This window comes from Paenibacillus sp. GCM10028914, from assembly GCF_042666275.1.
Lineage (GTDB): Bacteria > Bacillota > Bacilli > Paenibacillales > Paenibacillaceae > Paenibacillus_AQ.
In genome coordinates this window covers 182,613-203,783 of sequence record NZ_JBHTFO010000006.1, presented here as the reverse complement: position 1 = coordinate 203,783, position 21,171 = coordinate 182,613, and the positions used below count along the sequence as shown (strand labels likewise).

The 21,171-nt window shown below is 40.0% G+C and carries 17 protein-coding genes and 1 pseudogene; 5 read left to right on the top strand and 13 right to left on the bottom strand.

Annotated features, from left to right (window positions below; genetic code table 11):
• Positions 1–22 precede the first annotated feature (22 nt).
• The 4 genes from ACFQV5_RS05605 to ACFQV5_RS05590 form a co-directional block, all read right to left on the bottom strand.
• On the bottom strand, positions 23–1,591 hold the full coding sequence (locus tag ACFQV5_RS05605; RefSeq protein ID WP_379244470.1) for a hydantoinase/oxoprolinase N-terminal domain-containing protein: 1,569 nt from the start codon (positions 1,589–1,591) through the stop codon (positions 23–25).
• On the bottom strand, positions 1,584–2,687 hold the full coding sequence (locus ACFQV5_RS05600) for an S-methyl thiohydantoin desulfurase family protein (protein ID WP_379244468.1): 1,104 nt from the start codon (positions 2,685–2,687) through the stop codon (positions 1,584–1,586). Before ACFQV5_RS05600 ends, ACFQV5_RS05605 begins: the two co-directional genes overlap by 8 nt.
• Positions 2,684–3,952, bottom strand: a complete 1,269-nt coding sequence (locus ACFQV5_RS05595; RefSeq protein ID WP_379244466.1) for a cytosine permease — start codon at positions 3,950–3,952, stop codon at positions 2,684–2,686. Before ACFQV5_RS05595 ends, ACFQV5_RS05600 begins: the two co-directional genes overlap by 4 nt.
• Positions 3,953–4,076: 124 nt before the next feature.
• Positions 4,077–5,642, bottom strand: a complete 1,566-nt coding sequence (locus ACFQV5_RS05590) for a PucR family transcriptional regulator (protein WP_379244464.1) — start codon at positions 5,640–5,642, stop codon at positions 4,077–4,079.
• A gap of 174 nt (positions 5,643–5,816) precedes the next feature.
• On the opposite strand from ACFQV5_RS05590, the gene ACFQV5_RS05585 reads away from it, so the two are divergent.
• Both ACFQV5_RS05585 and ACFQV5_RS05580 read left to right on the top strand, forming a co-directional pair.
• Positions 5,817–6,779, top strand: coding sequence for a LacI family DNA-binding transcriptional regulator (locus ACFQV5_RS05585; protein ID WP_379244462.1), 963 nt, complete (start codon positions 5,817–5,819; stop codon positions 6,777–6,779).
• A gap of 98 nt (positions 6,780–6,877) precedes the next feature.
• The gene (locus ACFQV5_RS05580; RefSeq protein ID WP_379244460.1) at positions 6,878–7,201 is read left to right on the top strand and encodes a PH domain-containing protein; all 324 of its coding nucleotides are present in this window, start codon (positions 6,878–6,880) and stop codon (positions 7,199–7,201) included.
• Between the two features lie 48 nt (positions 7,202–7,249).
• Here ACFQV5_RS05580 and ACFQV5_RS05575 read toward each other — a convergent pair whose 3' ends face one another.
• Together ACFQV5_RS05575 and ACFQV5_RS05570 are read right to left on the bottom strand one after the other, a co-directional pair.
• On the bottom strand, positions 7,250–8,671 hold the full coding sequence (locus ACFQV5_RS05575) for an N-acetylmuramoyl-L-alanine amidase family protein (RefSeq protein WP_379244458.1): 1,422 nt from the start codon (positions 8,669–8,671) through the stop codon (positions 7,250–7,252).
• Between the two features lie 146 nt (positions 8,672–8,817).
• Positions 8,818–9,930, bottom strand: a complete 1,113-nt coding sequence (locus tag ACFQV5_RS05570; protein WP_379244456.1) for an FAD-dependent oxidoreductase — start codon at positions 9,928–9,930, stop codon at positions 8,818–8,820.
• A 190-nt stretch (positions 9,931–10,120) separates the two neighbouring features.
• Here ACFQV5_RS05570 and ACFQV5_RS05565 point away from each other — a divergent pair, with 190 nt between their 5' ends.
• Entirely contained in the window at positions 10,121–10,540 is a 420-nt protein-coding gene (locus ACFQV5_RS05565; protein WP_379244454.1) for a MarR family winged helix-turn-helix transcriptional regulator, read from the top strand.
• A gap of 68 nt (positions 10,541–10,608) precedes the next feature.
• Here the strand turns inward: ACFQV5_RS05565 and ACFQV5_RS05560 are convergent, their stop codons facing one another.
• The 5 genes from ACFQV5_RS05560 to ACFQV5_RS05540 all read right to left on the bottom strand — a co-directional run bounded on the left by ACFQV5_RS05560 (position 10,609) and on the right by ACFQV5_RS05540 (position 16,510).
• Entirely contained in the window at positions 10,609–11,973 is a 1,365-nt protein-coding gene (locus tag ACFQV5_RS05560; RefSeq protein WP_379244452.1) for a TrkH family potassium uptake protein, read from the bottom strand.
• Between the two features lie 144 nt (positions 11,974–12,117).
• On the bottom strand, positions 12,118–12,930 hold the full coding sequence (locus ACFQV5_RS05555) for an MBL fold metallo-hydrolase (RefSeq protein WP_379244450.1): 813 nt from the start codon (positions 12,928–12,930) through the stop codon (positions 12,118–12,120).
• 81 nt (positions 12,931–13,011) lie between these two features.
• On the bottom strand, positions 13,012–14,607 hold the full coding sequence (locus ACFQV5_RS05550) for an extracellular solute-binding protein (protein WP_379244448.1): 1,596 nt from the start codon (positions 14,605–14,607) through the stop codon (positions 13,012–13,014).
• A gap of 69 nt (positions 14,608–14,676) precedes the next feature.
• A complete protein-coding gene (locus ACFQV5_RS05545; RefSeq protein WP_379244525.1) occupies positions 14,677–15,531 on the bottom strand; it encodes a carbohydrate ABC transporter permease in 855 nt (284 codons plus the stop codon).
• A 55-nt stretch (positions 15,532–15,586) separates the two neighbouring features.
• On the bottom strand, positions 15,587–16,510 hold the full coding sequence (locus ACFQV5_RS05540; RefSeq protein WP_379244446.1) for an ABC transporter permease: 924 nt from the start codon (positions 16,508–16,510) through the stop codon (positions 15,587–15,589).
• Positions 16,511–16,758: 248 nt separating this feature from the next.
• Between ACFQV5_RS05540 and ACFQV5_RS05535 the strand changes: the two genes are divergently transcribed.
• Both ACFQV5_RS05535 and ACFQV5_RS05530 read left to right on the top strand, forming a co-directional pair.
• Positions 16,759–19,002 (top strand): AraC family transcriptional regulator, encoded by a 2,244-nt coding sequence (locus ACFQV5_RS05535; RefSeq protein WP_379244444.1) that lies wholly within the window; start codon positions 16,759–16,761, stop codon positions 19,000–19,002.
• A 100-nt stretch (positions 19,003–19,102) separates the two neighbouring features.
• On the top strand, positions 19,103–19,336 hold the full coding sequence (locus ACFQV5_RS05530) for a hypothetical protein (RefSeq protein WP_379244442.1): 234 nt from the start codon (positions 19,103–19,105) through the stop codon (positions 19,334–19,336).
• Between the two features lie 82 nt (positions 19,337–19,418).
• Here the strand turns inward: ACFQV5_RS05530 and ACFQV5_RS05525 are convergent, their stop codons facing one another.
• Complete coding sequence (locus tag ACFQV5_RS05525; RefSeq protein ID WP_379244440.1) at positions 19,419–20,399, bottom strand: GNAT family N-acetyltransferase; 981 nt, start codon at positions 20,397–20,399, stop codon at positions 19,419–19,421.
• Positions 20,400–20,736: 337 nt separating this feature from the next.
• A pseudogene (locus ACFQV5_RS05520) lies at positions 20,737–20,868 on the bottom strand (TCP-1/cpn60 chaperonin family protein); the annotation flags it as partial.
• Positions 20,869–21,171 lie beyond the last annotated feature (303 nt).

Genomic DNA, 21,171 nt, shown 5'->3' with positions numbered 1-21,171 from the left:
TTTTGTTTGTTACCACTTCGCATCAATCACTTAACGGGTAATCACTCATCTTACCTACAACTTTGACTCTTAATCTTGTCGCATTTTCCGGATGGTAGGCAAGCGGCGTCTCCTCAACCTCAACCAATTTAACCGTAACAGGATCAGCTCCTGCCATGACTGCCTGTTTCACCGCTTTTTCCTCCGCATCTTTCAGCGACTGCTCCCTTGGCTCCCGGGAATAAATATAAATCTGTTCGTACTGTCCGCTAATTTGAGAGATCGATGCACCGATCGCATTCGCGACTCCACCATTCTCTACTTTCACAATCTCGGCAACCCCGGGAATCTCATCTGGAATAATGACGCTACCCCCGCCTACGAGTACGATCTGTACATCTTCGGATGAAGTCTTCATCTTATCAATCGCGTTGGTTATAAGCGAAGAAATAACAGATTGAACTCGTTTGGCAAATCCTTCATCAATATGGCTTACCAAGCTCTTATCACCCATATCAGCTAATCCGAGACGGACCGCAATATCCGTTGTAGTCAGAGTACTTCCGCCAAAGACGAGCGCCTCTTCACCGATCTTATAGCCTACACTATCCGGGCCAACTGTAATCTTGTCATTCTCTACGCGTACAATGCTTCCTCCACCAAGTCCTATGGAGATAATATCTGGCATCCTAAAGTTGGTACGAATATCTCCTACTTCGACTGCTACAGAGGATTCCCTTGGAAATCCATCCTGCAAAACACCGATATCCGATGTGGTACCACCGACATCAATTACCATCGTATCTTTAATATTCGCTAAATAGGAAGCTCCCCGTATGCTATTCGTCGGCCCGCAGGCAATTGTAAGAATCGGGAACTGCTTGGCATACTCAATAGACATAAGCGTACCGTCATTTTGACACAAATACACTTCTACGTCTTGAATCCCTTCTTCCTCTAACGCATATGCAAAACCTGTCGTTGTCGTCTCGATGACTTTGCATAAAGCCGCATTCAATATTGTTGCATTTTCACGTTCAATCAAGCCTACAGACCCGATCAAGGAAGAACAAGATACCGGATATGTCTCCCCGTATGATTCCCAGATTAAGTCCCGAACCTTAAGCTCTTGATCATTCTTAATGGATGAGAAAACACCGATGATCGCAATAGATTCTACCTTATCTCGCCAGTCGACCAGCAGATCCATTATTTCTCGCTCGTCGATCTCCCCTAGCAATTGACCATCATATTCATATCCACCATGAACGAGAGCATAGTTACCTGATAGTTTATCCACCATATCTTTCGGCCAAGCCGTATATGGGGGTACAGACGCAGTAGCGGGGTATCCCAAGCGGATCACACCGACTCTAGCTAATTTCTTCCGCTCTACGATCGCATTCGTGCACTGTGTTGTGCCGAGCATTGCATGTGTGATTTTCGTCTTATCGATATTCGCTTCTTTCAATACTTTCCGCAGCGACGTCTCAATCCCCGTCTTAATATCCAGTGTCGTTGGAGATTTGACGCTATGAACCAACTGGCTATGTTCATCCAAAATAATCGCATCTGTATTCGTGCCGCCTACATCGATTCCGATTCTATACATGTTTAGCCACCGCCTTACTTACCAGTTCCTCGATCGGAACATAATCGTAATCATACCCGAAATATCTTGGTCCTACCGTTTCAATTCCCATTGTGGTTCTCCACTTGGGATGCGCTGGGAGCCCCATGACGCGTACTCGTTTGCCATACTTCAAGCTCTCTGTTGTCACAGGCAGCAAGGTTTCATAATCGACCAGACAGATTAAATCCGGCGTCATGGCTATAACCTGATCATTCTTCTCGGCAATCAGATTCTCATTCTGGAAATAAACTTTCATCTGCTCCTCTTTATTCATTTCAATGCCTTCCAAGTTCATCTTCCCAAAATTGAAGCCGCCCTTGGTTTCCCGGATGACATCTGTTATTTTCCCTTGGAAAAGCTCATAACCGGATGTCAGATTTAACAGCTGCTCAAGCTTGTCTTTCGCATCTCTATTTTTAGAAGAAATGATCTCTCCGATCTGCTCAGATAGAGTCACGATGTTGTGGACACCGCTGTTCTTAATTTGAGCTCCTGTCGTTGGATACAGACTTACTAGAGCGCTAGCTCCCATCTCCACCGTTGCTGTACGGGCCAACCGTTCAGTCCATTTATTGTCGATCGTCTCAAAAATACCGATGTTCCCCTTCTCATCCGTGATTGCAATCGGCGTAGCCGAAATGCCATCGAGGTTAAACGTCACCATCTGAAGTTCAGGAAATGCTCTCCCCATGCCATCACAATCAATAAGCGGCAAATTCAGCTGTGCTGCAACAACGATCGGGATCATCGAGTTGACTCCGCCTGCTTCCATCGGAAACGTGCCGGTAATCTTTTCTCTTCCCAAATACTTAGCCAGCATCTGAAACACCTTAACAAACTCGTCACCTTTTGGAAATTTCTCGACTAATACCGAAGGCGCACCCATCATCGCAGCAGGAATGAAGAAGCCTTCATCTTCGATTTCATCCACAGAGTAAAGTCTTACAGGTCCGTATTTGTCAATGGCCGAAAGAGCCATAAGTTTACCGATGTAAGGATCTCCCCCTCCACCTGTGCCTAAAAATGCAGCCCCTACGGCAATATGTTCAATCGATTGTTTATCTATATATCTCATTGATTTCCCTCCATTAAGACAGTCTTATTAGCTGTTATTCGGTAGCAGACAACATAAATGACAAATGAAATGATGATACCCAGCAGCGGCTGGTTCGATACTTGAGGCAAGCTTGGGAAAAAGGACAAAACAACCGGCATACATGCGATAATGGAGCCGATCAGCCAAGACAATACCCCGAGACGATTAATACCCTCTGTTTCCTTCCAGCTGTTCTTATCACCTTTGTTCATAATCCAATAGGATGCAATCATAACCCCTGCTACCGGTGGAACCATAGCTGACAAGATCGACATCACTGGCGTGAAGTAATTCAAGATACCGATCACGGCAAGTACAGTCCCGATCAGTCCAGCAACACCTACTGCCCACTTCTCTTTCTCTTTAGAAATATGAAGAACATTAGTAAGAGCAAAACCACCTGAGATGGCGTTAACCATATTCGTTTTCCATGTAGCCAGAATCAATACCGTCCCCCCAATAAAAGGTGTTGTAATATTGATAAAGACAGCCGCAATATCACTAGTCTGGTAAGCAAAAGATAGAATAGCACCCACACTAATCATCAGTACGCCAGAAGGAACAATTCCGATTAATGCCGCTTTAAGCACATCGGAACGCTTTCTCGAAAACTGCGAATAGTCTCCTGCAATAACGGCTCCTAAGGCAAATGACCCTATGGTTACTGCTAATCCATCCATAAACTTCATCTGCTTCTCAGGCTGGTAACTCCAAATGTTTTGAATCGAATCCATCGTGAACGCTTGGACTAAACCATATATGCATACCACGATCAGTAAAGGCACTGCTATATAACTAAGTACCCGAAGCACTTTAATACCGTACATCGCTGAGACCACCATGACCAAACCGCTAATCAATGAAGCAAGAGGCACTGGGATGTCCATTCCATACTCCGCCAGCAGATTTGCCAGAGCAGCCCCGCATACATTAGCCTGAATCCCGAACCAACCGAGGCAAGCAATGGCGAGAATAATGGATAAAATTGTGCGCGAGCCTTTTTTGCCAAATACTTGGGCTGCGACTTGAACGGTGGATTTACCTAGATCCGTACTCTGAATACCCTGAAGGATCATAAGGGCTACAATAATGGCATATCCCAAAAACGCGATCCATAATGTCTTGGATAAGCTCATCCCAGATATCAGCGTATTCCCAACCAGCAGACCTGGTATACTAATTACCGCCCCGGCCCATACCATCCCGAGAGTGAACCAAGATTGGTGTTCTCCGTCCTTTCTCATGTCATTTCTCCTCCTCGAAAAGTAAATTTCACTTAGTATAGAGGGAATCATGGGACTACGTCTTTTTCTAAAACCAAAAAAAAATCCGCAATTTTTGTCTTTACGACAAAAGTTACGGATTAAACTAGCTATGGATCAGGCGATAAATCATACAGGCGATGTACACATCGTAAAATTCCGAGTTGACTGTTACATCGTAGCCAATTAATTCGCTGATCTTTTTAATTCGATATTTCACTGTATTTTTATGAACAAATAGCATTTTCCCACAGTCATCGAAATTCCCTTTTGCATCAAGCAAAAAGGTCGACAGTGTCTTGAGTGAATCGGGATCGTTTAATATCGGATCAATGACAGCCATCCATTCTTCAAGAGCTTCTTCTCCCTTTACACTCAAATCAATAGCTTGCTTCATTGAACGGATTTCAGCTGTCGTAAATAATTTACGATGCTCATAAATCAGATGAACTTTGCGCCCCACACTGTTCACAAGCCGGTACATACGCCGTACATCTTGTGTACTTCTCATTCTAGGAGCATAGACCATTTCGGATATCTGCGAGGAGAAATTCGTCGTATCGATATACTCTGCAGCAATTTCATACTCGTTGTACTTATAAGAGCAATTCCCCATGAGGGCTATGATGCAATGGTCGATGGTTTGAATGACCGATGTTTTGTAATACTTGAACAAATGCTCTTCCAGCTCTTCGCGGATTTGCTTCTCTTGCGACAAATCGTGTATATATACTAACCACATCATTTGAATGGAAGAAACATCAATATGAAGAAGATGAGCCAGCCTTCGCATTTTCTCGCTTTCATCATTTATGATCGCTTTTACCAAGGCATATTCGCTGACCTCGTTATGCTTATCTCCCCACAAATTGATCGCCACCTGGACAACTTCACTGGTTTTATCAATGGTCTTCGCAGGTAATTTCGAGTTCTCTTTAATCAAAAATAGATACAGCACTTCCCCATTTTTTTGATGAATACTCTTGTATTCCACATAGCAATCAGAAGTAGACTCTGCTTGTTCCTTCGTTCCATTCATCAAATAGGGAGCATATTGCTCAATAAGAGAAACCACGTCCAATGATGAATTGCGGGGCCACATCACCTGATTTACAATCTCCATGTGAGTATTCGTCAGGATAATGTTCGCTTTCAGCCGGTCAGACAGAATCTTCAGTGTAATTTCCACGCTTCGTGAATGCTCTGGCAACAGCGATACTTTCTCTAACGCTTCATTAACAAAATTATCATTAATCGTCTGGTTGTTCAGAACAATCGCTTCCATCACTTCATAGATCACCTCGTTGTAACGAAGTGAATAATCGTTTTCCGGCATACAAATGATGATGAAATTCTTGGACTCTGCTAATTGCAGCACCTCTTCGGCCACTTCCGGAATGATAATTCCAACATAGTAAAGAATCAATCCCACTTCTCCAAGTCCGTGTAAGTACTCTATCGTTTCGCACTGTTTCTTTACACTGTCTTTAATAGAGAAAAAAGAACTGATAACAATCTCTTCCGAATACCACTCTTCCTGAATCGAATGAACAATTCGAGAAGAGTACTCCGCGTTTGAAACCTCTAAGACGGATACAGAGGAAACGGTACGTTGCAGATTATTCTTTCCAGTCAGTACCTTTGCACCTCGAAATGAAGGCAATTGAAGCATATCTTTTACAGTTATCCCATGTCGTTCACCACTTCTTCTGTGTTGTCTAAGGTGTAATAGATCTATTTTAATTTATATTAGCGGTTCGTGCTATAAGGTATGTTTTTTGTTTAATTCTGAGCTTTTGTATTTTTATATTATAATTCTAATATCAAATACATTTGAGGTATGTAGATGTCAAATATAAAAGATATTGCGAAATTAGCTGGCGTATCAATTACAACGGTTTCAAGGGTGTTGAATAACCATCCATATGTAAAAGATGAAAAGCGAAAAAAAGTATTACAAGTCATCGAAGAATTAAATTATCAACAAAATGTGAATGCCATACATCTTGTTAAAGGGAAGACATTTATGTTAGGGGTAATTCTTCCCTACGCTGATCATCCTTTTTTTCAATCCATTGTCGGAGGAATTATTCAAGCGGCAGCTTCTAATAAGATTGCTGTTGTTATCTGCCCAACGAATTATAGTCAAATTGAAGAACTGAAATATTTAGAAATGCTGAAAAAGAAGCAGGTTGATGGAATAATAATCTGTTCTCGTGCGAATAAATGGGAAGTCATCTTACCGTTTGCTGAGTATGGTTCACTCGTTGCGTGCGAATTAACAGAAGAAATATCATGTGCGTATACCGATCATTATGATGCTTTTTCTTCTGCTTTGAATTTTTTGATTGAAAAAGGTCATAAATCCATCGGATACTCTGTAGCCAGAATTGATAGTACCAGCAGTAAAACGAGATTTTCCGCTTATCATGATGTACTCACTAAAAACAATCTGCCTATAAATGAATCATTTATTTTCTCGGATTGTCTTGATATAGAAGATGGCAAGCGGATTGTCAAAGAGCTTATTCGATTAAAAGAACGACCGACTGCGTTACTGGTGACTGGGGACGGGGTGGCTGCGGGTGTATTGTTACAAGCTAAAGTAGAAGGAATCCATGTGCCTGACGAATTATCCATTATTGGATTTGATAATCAACCATTCTCAGAGGCTTTAGAACTTACTACCATTGACCAGCATTTAAAAGAAATTGGGGAAACAGCATTTGATTTATTTCTTCATGGTAAACAACAAAAAATTTGTGTCCCATTTGAGATGGTTGTTAGGAAGACCGTTTCAAAGTTATAAAAAGATTATTTTTTTCTCTTGACCTGAAAATGATTTCATAAATTACAACTCTAATAAGGGAGTTAGAAAAATACTTTTCGGTCAAGGAGATGGATAATATGAATAACCTGACGGATTCATTGCTTTTACCAGGAGAACGAATAAAATCACGGGTAACTGGAACTTTTGAATTGGATGAGGGTGTAGGAATTTGTTTTGTATTTGGAACTCTAATTGCAACAGACTCTCGATTAATTTGGCTTACCAAATACCCTTTTGCCCATAAAGAAATCATAATTCACCAGTATACTGACATTAGTCATATTGATATCATTCACTCTTCGTTTAGCTTTCACAAAGGTGTTACGATGAAAGGAAATTGGGTTACCAGTGGGGATATGAAAGATTTTTTACAAGCAATCAAGTTTTGTTCGCTTAATTAAAAATACCCGGTCCTATCTTACCGGGTATTTAAGAGCTGTACCTTTTATTTAATTTAAAAATTCGAGTATTCCTTTGACTATAGCTTGGGCTGCTTTATCTTGAAAAGAATCTGTAAACATCAATTTCTCATCTGAATAATTTGATAAGAAACCAATTTCTAGTAGAGCAGCTGGCATTTTTGTTTCCCTTAGCACATGATAATTCGCTTCTTTAACACCACGATCTTTTAAACCTAAAGCTTTTATAAGATTTTTATGAATGTTACTCGCGAGTTCTTTCCCTTTTGCACTTTTATAGTAATAAGTTTCTGTACCATTAGCTGCAGGTGCGCCTACAGCTTTATTACCGTGTATCGAAATAAAGACGTCCGCATTTAATTTATTTGCTAAATCACTTCTATCTTTAAGTGTAGGATACACATCAGCATCACGAGTCATAACAACCTCAATATTTGCCTGCTTTTTCAGCAGGTCTCTAACTTTTAATGCGACAGGAAGTGTAAAATTCTTTTCAAATCTATTATTTACACTCACCGCACCCGGATCAGATCCACCGTGACCAGCATCGATGATAATTAGCTTTTTGGAAGATGTGCCATTATTCGTATTATTAGATTCGCTCACAGAAAAATTCATCTTGATCATGCTTGAATCGGATAAGTCTAGGCTGTAATTCAACTTATTCGTGGATTCAATAACAATACGAACGGTATTAGGATTTGTGGAGAACTGAGAATATCTAATTTCGGTTACATTAGCTTGTCCCGTGATATCAAGTTTTTCCATAGCGAGGCCCGTAGTAATTGATTCATCCAGTACCATATTAGGTATATCTACTACAATCCGATTGGGATTAGATAAAGTTGAAATATTCGGTTGAACATTCTTTGTTTGCATTACCGTGAGTTGATTATTAGCAAAACTAATATTACTTATAGAACCATTATCATTGCTGCTATCTGTATTATTATTGTTGCTATTTGTATCACCGTTGTTATTTGTATTATTGTCGGTATTGCTATTATCTTGTTCCTTGGTTATCAAAGATACGGTTTTACTATGATTATCCCAACTTACTTTAAGACCCGTTTGATCGCCTACAAACCGTAAGGGAACTAATGCAGTAGACTTACTTATTTGAGGAGCTATACTCAACTTGTATGTTTCCCCATCTACTATTGCATTTTTACTCCCTATGGTTAACAAAATCGTTTTATCCTGATTCACGATTTCAACCGTTTTTTCTTCTTGATTCCATGTAACTTTATATTTCAGGTTTTCAGTAACCACTCGTATGGGAATCATGATCGTGCCATTCATATTTTCTACATCTGCAACACTTGTCGTATCAAGCTTATTACCATTTAAGATGATGCTCGTATTTCCTGAAGAACTAGCATAACTATCATTCGGATTAATAATAAGGAGCATTGTAAACATTAACAATACAAAAAAAGAAATCTTCTTCATGTTTCACCTCGTTGCGTTATCTAAAAGTTTTAAGATTTATTCTTATCCTCCTCTCATTATTATTTTGACGCAAAATATACCAAAAAGTTACATCGTTTCTTAAATTCAATCATTAGAGACGTAGAACCTCATACTCTATAATTCTTCTAATCCCTAAAAGTCTGACTGAAAAACTGTCCAGATTGCACCATTTGGCGTACTCTATTTAATCGGAGAGATTCGTATTTTTGTAAAGCTTTAATCGCCTTATTGTCATCTATACCTTTTGAAACACATGTACCTAATACGGCAGCATCCTGCAGCGATTCATTAAAACCACTGGCAGTGACGGGCGCAGGCACATGTGCAGCATCTCCAACCAAGCCGATCCGCCCTCTAACAAGATTGTCAGGAACGTATTCTTTAATGGGTATGCCAATAATATTACGAGTTCGAACAGCATGACGCATGACGGATGACCAAGGCTCAGGCCATTTCACAGTAGCTTGTCCAGCTAGTTCGGTGAGAGTCTGCTCTGGAATATCTGGGCCGCTAAGTGAATGAACCACTACATCTCCTTCTATACATCCTAAGCGGCGCAGCAGATCATTCCGGGAATTATCGTACCAAGTACATCCAATCCGCCGACCTCCTGAATCGGATGAACCATCTTCTCTATCAATAACAGAACCAAATAAAAAGCCATTGCTGCTATCTAGCATCGTGACAGGCGGGTGGTTGTAACGTGGACGGTATTTCTCGGGCAAGTCCTCCTCACTCATCGAAGAAATCCATACCATATACCCGGCAAATATAGCGTTTGGTTTATGCGGTGCAACATGACGCCTCACCATACTGTAATGACCGTCCGCACCAATCAGAATATCACCTCGAATTGTCTCCCCTGTGTCTGTGACAATCCAAGCAGCAGCATTGTCCTGCTCTACCGTTTGAACTCGGGTGTTATATCTCAATTCAATTCTGGGATCACTCATAGCTTCTTTACGCAAACGAGACTCTATGGAAGACCACAGCTGTATAGAACTCTTCCCTCCCGAAACTAAGTTTCGTAAGTATTTCGCTGTTTTCGAATCATCGAATTCCCCGCCGTCAACACGAAGACCAGCTCCCGTACGCCCTTCCTCTCCAACTTTGTCGACAATCGTTACATGTAATCCTTCACGCGCAAGAGCAATACCTGTCATGAGTCCAGAAAGCGAGGCACCGACGATTACAGCAGATTCATCTTTAGTACCGTTATGTAGATTAAATATATTCATAGATATTTTCCTCCCGTTGTTAAATGCTAACTTCACTATTGAATTTGGAAATGATGACTAGAAAATTAGTTAGTAAGCTAATTAAATAATAATGTAAAAATAAAGTCAATTCACAGTTAAAATAGTATACTATAGCAATAATACATCTTATTTAAAAGTTAGTATGCTAACTTACTATGGAGGAGTAACTATGGTTGAAAGTGAGATTCGCATCCTATTACAAAACATCGCTATTCAAACACGGAAAAAATACGCCCAGCAGCTTCGGGAATTAGGGCTTCATATCGGACAAGAGCTAGCATTATTCCATTTGTGGGAACAGGACGGCATTCCTCAATCGCAATTAAGGAATAAGATGGGGGTTGAAGCGTCAACCATAAGCAATATGCTAAGAAGGTTAGAACAAGATCACATCGTCTATCGCAAGCAAGATGAATCAGACCAACGCATTTCCAATGTCTATCTCACAAATAAGGGACAACAGCTACAAGGACCTGTAGAAGAAATCTGGAAAGAACATGAACTGTCGATGTTTCGTGGCATTCCGTCTGAGGAATTAATGCTGATGCGGAGGATTTTGAAGCAGATGGAAGAGAATTTGGAGGGGTAATGGAAGAACCAGAGCAAAAAGCCGAATTTTCTTACTCTAAGGATTCAATTCGGCTTAATTGTTCTAGTTTATCCAATCAAGATTTTTTCCTCAGGATAACGATATGGTTGTTTCAAGTTTCTCTTTGCTAAAGCGTATGCGAGGGTTAAGGGTCCGAGTCTTCCCACAAACATCATGATTATAATAATAATCTTCCCAATGGGTGAAAGATCAAAAGTTAACCCCATCGATAGACCGACCGTGCCAAATGCCGAAGTGGCTTCAAACAAAATGGTCATGAAATCATAAGAATGAGACGGATCGCTTTCAGTAATGACCAGCAAAAACGTAACAACTAGAACAAGTATTAATGAAATAATAATCACTGCAAGTGATCTTAATACAAGTTCAGTGGATATTCTTCGATTAAAAGCCTGAACGTCTCCTCTACCACGAACAGTAGAGAAAACAGAAAGAATCAATAGTGCAAAGGTACTCGTCTTAATTCCACCTCCTGTTGAACCTGAAGAGGCACCAATAAACATAAGAAAAATGATAAAGAACTGAGATGCTGTCATCATTGATGCAATATCAAGTGTATTAAAACCAGCTGTTCTTGGTACCACTCCTTGAAAATAACTAGCCCAGATCTTTTCACTTAATGTGAGATCACCAAACGTTTTTGGATTTGGAAATTCGATAAAGAAGATGACGATGGGACCTAGCACAAGAAGTACAGCAGTTACAGTTATAACTATTTTGGAATGCAACGATAATCCGTTCCAATTTCTATTTTGAAAGATGTCTAAAATGACTGTAAAACCAAGGCCACCAGCTATAAACAGAAACGTGATAACGATATTAACAATGGGATCACCTACATGTCGCATCAAGCTATCCGGCCATAGTGCAAAACCTGCATTATTAAAGGATGATATGGAATGAAACGAACCGTAATAAAATGCTCTTAAAAATCCATAATCCCCCTTCCAACGGAGTGCAAGTATTAAAGCACTTATGACTTCAACTATAAAAGCAATAAGGAAAATGCTTAAAGATAACCGTACAACGCCCTGTGTTTTAAAAGCATTTGTAGATTGCTGGATCAGCAAACGTTCCTTTAATCCTATTTTCCTACCCAAAAGTAACGCTACAATAACACCAAATGTCATAAATCCAAGACCGCCAACTTGAATCAGTATCATGATGATGATTTCACCAAAGGTTGTAAAAGCTGAGGCTGTATCAACTACAATCAACCCCGTCACACATACGGCAGAAGTAGACGTGAAGAAAGCATCCATTATACCTACACTCATACCCGTTGTTGAAGATACAGGTAACGCCAATAACACGGTTCCGATCAAAATGGTAATGGCAAAACCGAGTAGAATGACTCTTGGTGAAGATAACTTATCCGATTTATCTTTTCCTTTTAATTCTGAAGTTTGCATTATTCGTTACGCACCTAACTCCAATTATTTTATTTTCACCTCACCTATCTTTCCACAATGAATCGAACAATATTAGTGATTATTTCAAGCTATGTGACAATGGCGGAGATCTAATGCAAATCGTTTTCATGAATATGCCTGAGCTTATATGTCTAGTTGCATCCCATCATAGGCCACCATAATTCCATTCGGTTCAAAAATTGCCATCAAATCTTCATGCAACAGATGAGCATTATGAGAGAAATGAGTTACCACAATTCCCCCTCCTGCATTCATAACATTATTCTCAACTAACCAATCCCGTGTGTTTAGTGTATCCTTGACATTCATATGACCGTCGCATTGTTCAGCATTTCCCGTCGTGCATTCCAGAATAGCAAGATCTAGTTTCTTCCCTTTCAACCAATCCCAAGTCTGTTCAGGAAACCAGCCGCTATCGTGTCCAAAGAAAATAGTTTTGCCGTCCTTCTCTATGAAGTACAATAAACAAGTTTCTTTAGGATCATGGTTAGCAAGTAATGGAGTAATCGTAGCTGTTTGCGTTTGTATGGTTTCAAAGGGTTTCACGTTGTGGAATTGAAAGCGATGTGATTCCGTGGCAAGCAATTGACTGCAGTGCTTAATAGGCAAGTCATGACCATACAGATGGAGTTCTTCCTCTTCAATAAACTTCGCATAACCAGAGGCACGGATCAGTAAATCTTCAGGATACATATGATCCGAGTGTGAATGTGTAAATAATAAATCACGAACCTTATCCATATCTACAGAATCACGAATCGAGTGATAAAAGGTGTCCGCCGGAAAATCGATCTTAAGCACCTCATCAATCAAGATCGAGGTCCGTGTACGAATATTTTTCCCGCCAAGCACTTTAGCTTTCTTGCAAGTCTCGCAATGACAGAATAACGAGGGAATTCCTTCGAATGCAGCCGTTCCATGAAAATGAACCTTCATAAATATGATCCCCCTTATAACAAGAGAACAACAGAACGTTAGTTTCGTTCTGTTGTTCCCTCTACGTAACTTTAGACTATTCTATTTAATGTTCGAATCATCCAAATACTGCAACCATTGCTTCGTGTATTCCGCTTGAATTTTATCGAGACCAGCTTGTTTGGCCTTTTCCATAAATAACTTCAAGCCTCCTTCAACATCTTCAACCAAACCAACATTCAAAGGATATAAGTATTGCTTTTCAACTTGTAGAAGGGCAGCCTTCTCTGCTTGATAAGACGTCCAATCCTCTCCGAAGCCTTGGAATATATTCGGTTTGGCTATCTTATCTAATTCGTCAAACATATCTAGCACAGCTTGAAAGCTCTTATCAAACAACATGAACTCCGGATTTCTCCATGCCCATCCATTCATGGCTTCTCTTGAGAAGCCGTTTGATTGGACATCACCTAGCATTTTATAATATTTACCATCCTCAATCTCAAAATTTTTGCCTTCGATACCGTATTGCGTCAGCCAATTGTATTTTTTATCGGTGACCATTTTCTCATAGAAAGCAAGCGCTCTTTCTGGATTTTTGCTGCTGCGTGGAATTGCAAAGCCATTATGAATCGGATGAACAGGTGAAGAGAACCCTTTCATATTTGGATATGGGGAATAGCCTAGCTCCCAATCCGGGTGCAGTGTTTTCACTTTGACAACAGCATCACCAAAGCGGTTTGGATTTTCTCCTCCTAAAATGGCTGCGGCTTTACCGGCGGCAAATATATCATGAGCACTATCTTTAATGTTCAGCATATTCTTCATAAAGAATCCTTTTTCTTGCCATCTCCGGAACATTTTCAAATTTTCCAAATGTTCTGGAGAGCCCCAATAGGAGATTACGTCTCTTGGGGTGTCATACATGATGTTAAGTCCATATGGAACGTTATCGTTGGTATTCACAATTTTAGTTTTCATTTGTAGGATGGAATCTGTATGACTAACCTCAGTATCCGCCAGAGGCAGCATATCCGGTTCATTCTTGCGTATGCCATCCAAATACTGCTCTAGCGTTTCGAGTGATTCCGGCTTTGGCAAATTATACTTTTTACGCAAATCTTCCCGATAGGCAATACCATCATTCACGTACTCTTTCCAGATCGCTGGAACTGTGTAAATTTTCTTATTAACCTTGACCGCTTCCCAAAAATCCTGAGGTACAAATTCTTGAAGTTTAGGTGCAGCCTTCGGTAAAAGTTCATCTAGCGGAAGGAAAGCCCCTTTCTTCGCATATGACTGGTAATCCGTCCATTCTGCCGTAAAGATCAGGTCAATCGGCTGCCCTGATGACAACAGAAGTTTGTACTTCTGTTCCCAGTCTGTCCAGGTTGTATAGTTGAATTTGACGGTTGCATTCAAATCTTCTAAAGCCATTTTGTTAATTTCATCCTGAATGATCTTTAAATCCTTTGGTGCATCGCCAAGCATATAGAACTGAAGCTCTACTCTCTTGGATGTGTCGATGCCGACTGGCTCCTCCGGTGCAGGAGATGGTGTATCTTCAGGTTTGTTTGTTTCTGTTGCTTGTGGAGTTGACACCGTTTCCTTCGCCGTGTTACCGCATCCAGTCATAACCATTGAGAGTAAGAATAACAAAGTTAAGACAGATGCGATAATCTTTTTCCTATTTTTCATGTTAATCCTCCCTTTTAATTGCTATATGTCAGCCGATCGCCTACGAGTTTCTTACGTTTGCTTTCGGTACTAACCCTTCACCGCACCAATCGTTAATCCCTTCACAAAATATCGCTGCACGAACGGATACAAGAAAATAATAGGTCCTGTAACGACGATCGCCATCGCCATCTTGGTTGATTCTGTCGGAATTTCACGCCCTAGAGATACCCCGGTTCCAGAGGCCATTTGAGAAACGAACATCATGGTATTGATCGTGTTATACAAGTAGTATTGAAGCTGATACATGCTAGTATCATTAATGAACAAGGATGACATGAACCAGTCGTTCCAGTACGTCAGAGCAAGGAACAGACCGACAGTAGCTATCCCAGGCATAGCAAGCTTCAGCACGACACTGAAGTAGATCGTAAAGTCGTTCGCGCCATCGATTTTGGCTGATTCGAATAATTCTTCCGGAATCGCAGACTTGATAAAGTTTTTCATTAAAATAATGAGAAAAGGTGTCATAAGACCAGGTAATATCAGTACGGCATAGGTATCAGCCAGCCCAAAGTATGTGGTCAGCATGATGTACCAAGGCACAAGTCCTCCTCCAAACAGCGTTGTGAAATAAATGAAGAAGGACAATTGATTGCGATACTTGAAATCTTTTCTCTGCAGAACATAACCAGCCATCGTAATAAGAAACAATCCCAATAGTGTTCCAACCACAGTTACAAAAATCGTAACACCATAAGCCTTGATTAGCTGTGTTGGAAAGATAAACACCATTTCATAACCTTCCAGCGAGAATACTTTAGGGATCAGATGAAAGCCGTCACGAATAATGGATTCATTGGCTGTCAATGAGCCTGAAATGATCAGAAGGAAAGGAAAAAGACAGAGCAAAGAAAAAATCGTAATGATCAGGTAAGCCATCATGCGAAAAACTCTAGAACTTAGAATGTTATCATCCAATGTGATCCTCCCCCCTATTTTAGAACAATGCGTATTCATCATTAATTTTCCTGATGATATAATTCACTGTCATAATCATTGCAAATCCGAAGATAGACTGATACAAACCAGCAGCCGTTGCCATCCCAATATCAAAATTAACTTTTAAAGATCGATAAACGTAAGTATCGATAATATCCGTAACGTTGAAGAGCACTCCGTTGTTACCGACAAGCTGATAGAACAGATCGAATTGACCTTTCATAATGCTTCCAAGTGCAAATAAGAGCAGAATGATAAATGTTGACTTCAGCATAGGTACGGTAATATGCCAGATTCTCTGAAAAATATTTGCACCATCCATTTTGGCAGCTTCGTAGTACTCATCGCTGATTCCCATGATGGATGCAAGATAAATGACCATCGAATAACCGAGGTTTTTCCATATATAAAATAATGTAATCAGAATTGGCCAGAGCCATGGTGTATTGTATATGTCTACTGGATCGAATCCGAACGATTTTAGTAACTGATTAACAAAACCGGAATCGGCATTAAACATGTTAAACGCTAAAACACTAATCAGAACAAAAGAAACAAAGTAGGGTAGAAACATAATGGATTGTGATAATTTTTTAAATAACTTACTTCGGACTTCACTTAATAAGATTGCTGCCCCTATAGATACCACGTTTCCTAATATGATAAATACCACGTTGTATCCTAGCGTATTAAGTGTCAACTTCAACAGAATTCCTGACTGAGTTAAAAATTTAAAATTGTCTAATCCTACAAACGGACTTCCCAATAAACCTCCTGCAAAATCATAATTTGTGAATGCATAATAGATACCGACCATTGGAAAATAAGAATTTATTAAGAAAAAAAGCAGTGTCGGTGCAATCATCAAAAACATGATTTTGTTTTTATTTAGTTCATATAAAAAACCTTTTTTCTTAAACATGTCTCTCCACCTCCCCCCTAAAAATCGTTGTAAATCTTTACATCCAAATCATAGTTCAAATGGTTTCGATTACATACTGAACCTTGTCGCATAATACTGTGAATTCTGTACTTTTCACGTGTGTACTTTATGTACTTTCGTGAAACTTCTCTACATTTCACCCCATTCTAGATTGTTTGAGCACGATTTCAATTGAAAAGAACATCATTGACAGGTATACTCAAGCAACAATGAAAGGGGTTTCAAAAATGTTGAAACAATGGTCAAATGAGCACAAAAAAGTATATATACGAATACTGCTCGGCTCAATCGCATGTGTTATTATTACACTTTTGATAACTTCAACGATTCTTTACATGAGCTTCGAAAGCATTGCACTTAAACAAGTATATCGTTCCGATTCAGATAGTCTGAATCAAATTAAAACAGAACTATCTAATATGACAGAAACGGTTACTTCACTGTCCTCCCAGATTTACACTGACCCTGCGGTAGCCAAATTGTTGTATTATACGAACTTGAATATCTATGACACCATTTTTGCACAGCAACAACTTGATAACTATCGCGCATCTTTACCATTCATTGAATCCATTTATGTATATAATGCAAAATCCAATCAGTTCTATATTAGTTCCAATAATGCACGGAATGGAGTTCAACCGAAGTCCGAACTTGATGATAAGGGAATTCTAGAACTTTTTAAGAATTTCAAAGAACATCGTCCCTTCCAACCTATTCCCAGAACCTATAACATCGGTTCGATTGTTGAGACCACTTCAGTATCAAGCTACACTTACTTGTGTTATAGCATCGTTGATGATAATACCGATTTAAATACAGCGGTCGTTGTCAATATCTCGGCATCTTGGTTAGGCGAGCGAATAGATCAATCGGAGAAAGAAAAATCGGAGACTAACACATTTATCATTAGTCAGGATGGAATACTGTACTCCAGTAATGACAGGCAAACAATGCTAACGGATATATCTGATAAAACCTATATACAGAAAATTATTCAGGACCCTTCACACTCAACATATTTTGTAGACAAAGTGGACGAAGTTAAATCATTAATAACGTACACTTCTCCCGATCCATTAGGTTGGAGATACGTTCGCATTACCCCTTATAGCATTATTAATCATGAAATAAAGGATATGAGGTATCAGGTACTCTATATCTGTCTTGCCATTCTTCTCTTAGGCTTGTTGATTTCGTTAACCTTATCTCATCGTGTATATCGCCCAATTGATAAAGTCATACGTAAGTTCAAAACCTTGGAAACAGAAAGACGTAATCATCAACATATTCTCAAGCAAGATTTTCTAAGAAATACGATTTTGGGTAGAGAATCGAATAACGTTGAGGTGTTACAACAAAAATTGCAATACTTCAATTCAGGACTAAAGGTAAATAGTAAATCACTGATTATTCTATTAAGGATTGATCAGTACCCCTCTGTTCTCGAGAAATACAAGGATGATATTAAATTGCTCAAATACGGAATAATGAACGTTTGCACGGAAATTGCCTCGCCGAACTTTCAAATCGAAGCCACTGATATTGGGGATGATAGTCTTATTCTTATACTGGGCATCCATGATCCGCTTTATAACTTGGAACGGGATTCGTTGATTGAAATGGCACAGCTTATGCAAGTGTCAATTACCAAACATTTAAAGTTATCCGTCTCCTTTACATTTAGCCCTGTGGAGGAATCCATCGATCAATGCATTTCAGTTTACAAGCAAGTTCTTGAAGCTTCTTACCACCGATTATTCAAAGGACATGGCAGCATCATTTTTTCGGCCGATATTATGAAATTAAAATCCAAAGAATATATATTTCCCGTTCACAAAGAAAAACAGTTCATTGAATCCTTAATGTCAGGAAATGTGGATAAAGCCCGAAGCTTTTATCTTGAGATCGTTGAAGAAATATCGGAATATTCTTTTACCGTTGTTCAGCTTGTCATATCCAATTTAGCACTTACCGTTAATAACGTATTGCGAGCGTTGAAAAAGAACAATGCGATTTTAACAATACCCGAATTCGATACAACATTCTTACTCCCCAATCATGTTGAAACCATGGAAGAAATCAACATTCCGTATTTCAAGATATTTGAAGAGATTAGTCAAAAACTCGAGGAAAAACGAAGTACAAAACAAGAGGATCTCATTAAAAAAGTACATCAGATTATTGAGCGAGACTATAGTGATTCTAACCTTTGCTTGAATTCAATTGCTGATGAAATATCGATGTCTCCGATTTATTTGAGCCGGTTATATAAACAATTAACTACAAATGGACTATCTGATGTAATTAGCGATATAAGGTTGAATAAAGCCAAAGAGCTGCTGAAGACTTCTGAATACACCATTGTTGATATCGCTGAAAAAACAGGTTTTACGAGTAGTTCGTATTTTTATCGTATATTTAAGAATAGTACGGGTACTACCCCAAGCGATTATAGGAAAAGAAAATAAAAGCATTCTGGGTGGAGGTCTCTTCCTTTCATCATCTCACAAATGCAAATCGTTCTCCGATCGGGTACAATAAGACAAAACGGAATGTGGAGGCTACATCATGAATATGGAAGAAGAATCAAAACAACAAGCCATACCGGCGGAAGACGACCAGGGCAATTTCAAGCTGCTCGACGTTGAACGTATCCTATCGATCTCGTCCGAAATTGAAGGCGACGAAGATAGTGCTGCTATTTTTCATTATGAGGACGGCAAAACGTATAAATACGTGCACAGCGAGAAAGCCATGAAGCAGTTCGGCGAATGGATTCAAAAAGGGGAAAACGGAATTTAATCATAAAAAAGCTGCCATAAGGCAGCTTTTTGTTGTTATTGAACAGTTACAGTCTCAAGCTAGGAGTACGTGAATATGCGCTTCAAACCGTGCATACCATTTTGTAATCTCCTGGAACCGCGATAAACCCTAGCAAATCACGGTTGATGTGAAGCATAGGAGCGTTCATCGAATCGTTATGAGTCCTCAGAGAATTAGCCCCGGCGGCACGCGCAGATTGTATACCTAGAAGTTTTAACGCAAGTCCGATCCTCTTCCCCCGATATTCCGGCAGGACGCCAGTATAATGGTGGTAGATCGCATCGCTTTGTTCGTTCTGCTGTAGCGTCACTACCCCAATGTAGCGTTCGCCTTCTTTGGCGATATGTATGTAATCAGGCCGAATGCCAGCTAAATCCAGATTCCACTTCCGCCACTCCTCAAACCAAGGGAAGTCCTCGCTATATCCCGGGATATCCTGGTGGGTTATGCGGTACAACTCATAAAGCTTCCGTTCATTCTCCTCGCCGGGCTCATCCGCCAGCGTGACAAACCGAATGCCTGACTGCTCGGCCATACCGATACACTGGAATAAATCTTCATTAGAAAAAGAAGGAAGATTCAGCACAGATTCGAAGGTGTGCCGCTCCTTGTCGTAACCCCGCCGCTGCGCAAAACGGAGTGAAGTCTCATCATCCTCCTTCAGGGAGCTAACAAGAAGAGTAGCCTTTACCTCTTGAGCCCATGACCGTACTTCATCGTACAAGGCCCTGCCGACTCCGTATCTGCGTTCCTCCGGACGAACGATCAGAGTGAGATACAGATTGCCCGGCTCACTCCAGGGCGCGCGCCATATGATCGTATATCCAATGACCTCCCCCTGCTCGTTCTCTGCCACCCACTTTGGACGGTCCCACCCCATCAGTTGGCCATCCTCATTATAATGCAGTTGCCCCGGCGGAATGCTCTCCTCATCAGCCTGCAGCTGCTCAGCCGTTATGGGCATCGACCAGATGAGGTTGAGCAGCGAAGCGACTGCCGGATAATCCTCCTTGCGAAATGGGCGAATTGTAAAATTAGTCAAGATATGCATTCCTCCAAAAATAGAATTGGATTTATTTTCCTTTATATTATCTCATGACATAGTGATTTTGGGGTAGAGTTTAATTACATACAAAAAAACCACCTCAAGAGTTAATTCGCTCGCCCCTGAATGGCAATGTAACACCTACTATTCCAAGTTAACTCAAAGTCATTAATGTGATTAATGCCGATGTCCGAAAGTTAATCTACATTGCATATCACAAAACGCAAAAAAAAGAGGCATCTCAAAAGTTCGGAGAACTAATGAGATGCCTCTAAAAAATTAATGTTACCCGTACTCACCTAAACCCTTGTTGTATCAAAGGTTTTTGGCGTTATTACATCATGCCGTCCATACCTGGAGCTGCAGGAGTTGCTAGTTCTGGCTTATCAGGGATTACGGCTTCAGTAGTCAAGAACATAGCTGCTACGGAAGCTGCGTTTTGAAGAGCGGAACAAGTTACTTTAGTTGATGAATTAAGGTTTCAAATCGTTTTCCGTTCTCACTTATTGGGCAACTACCACTTCCCAATAAGTTATTTATCAACGATTTGAATGTATACTTTTGTATGGTGCTTTTAGCATACCACCCAAATCGATAAATGCACAATATTTCGAATGAATCGAATGTTAACTTTTATCTATTAATTTGCATTCACCTAATAGGCTACATACTCAAACTATTGGTAACAAAAATCTTTTCCCGTATTATCGCTTAATTGATTACAGTTACATATCCCCTTTAAATTTGTCACAAGCAACAACAGTTAATT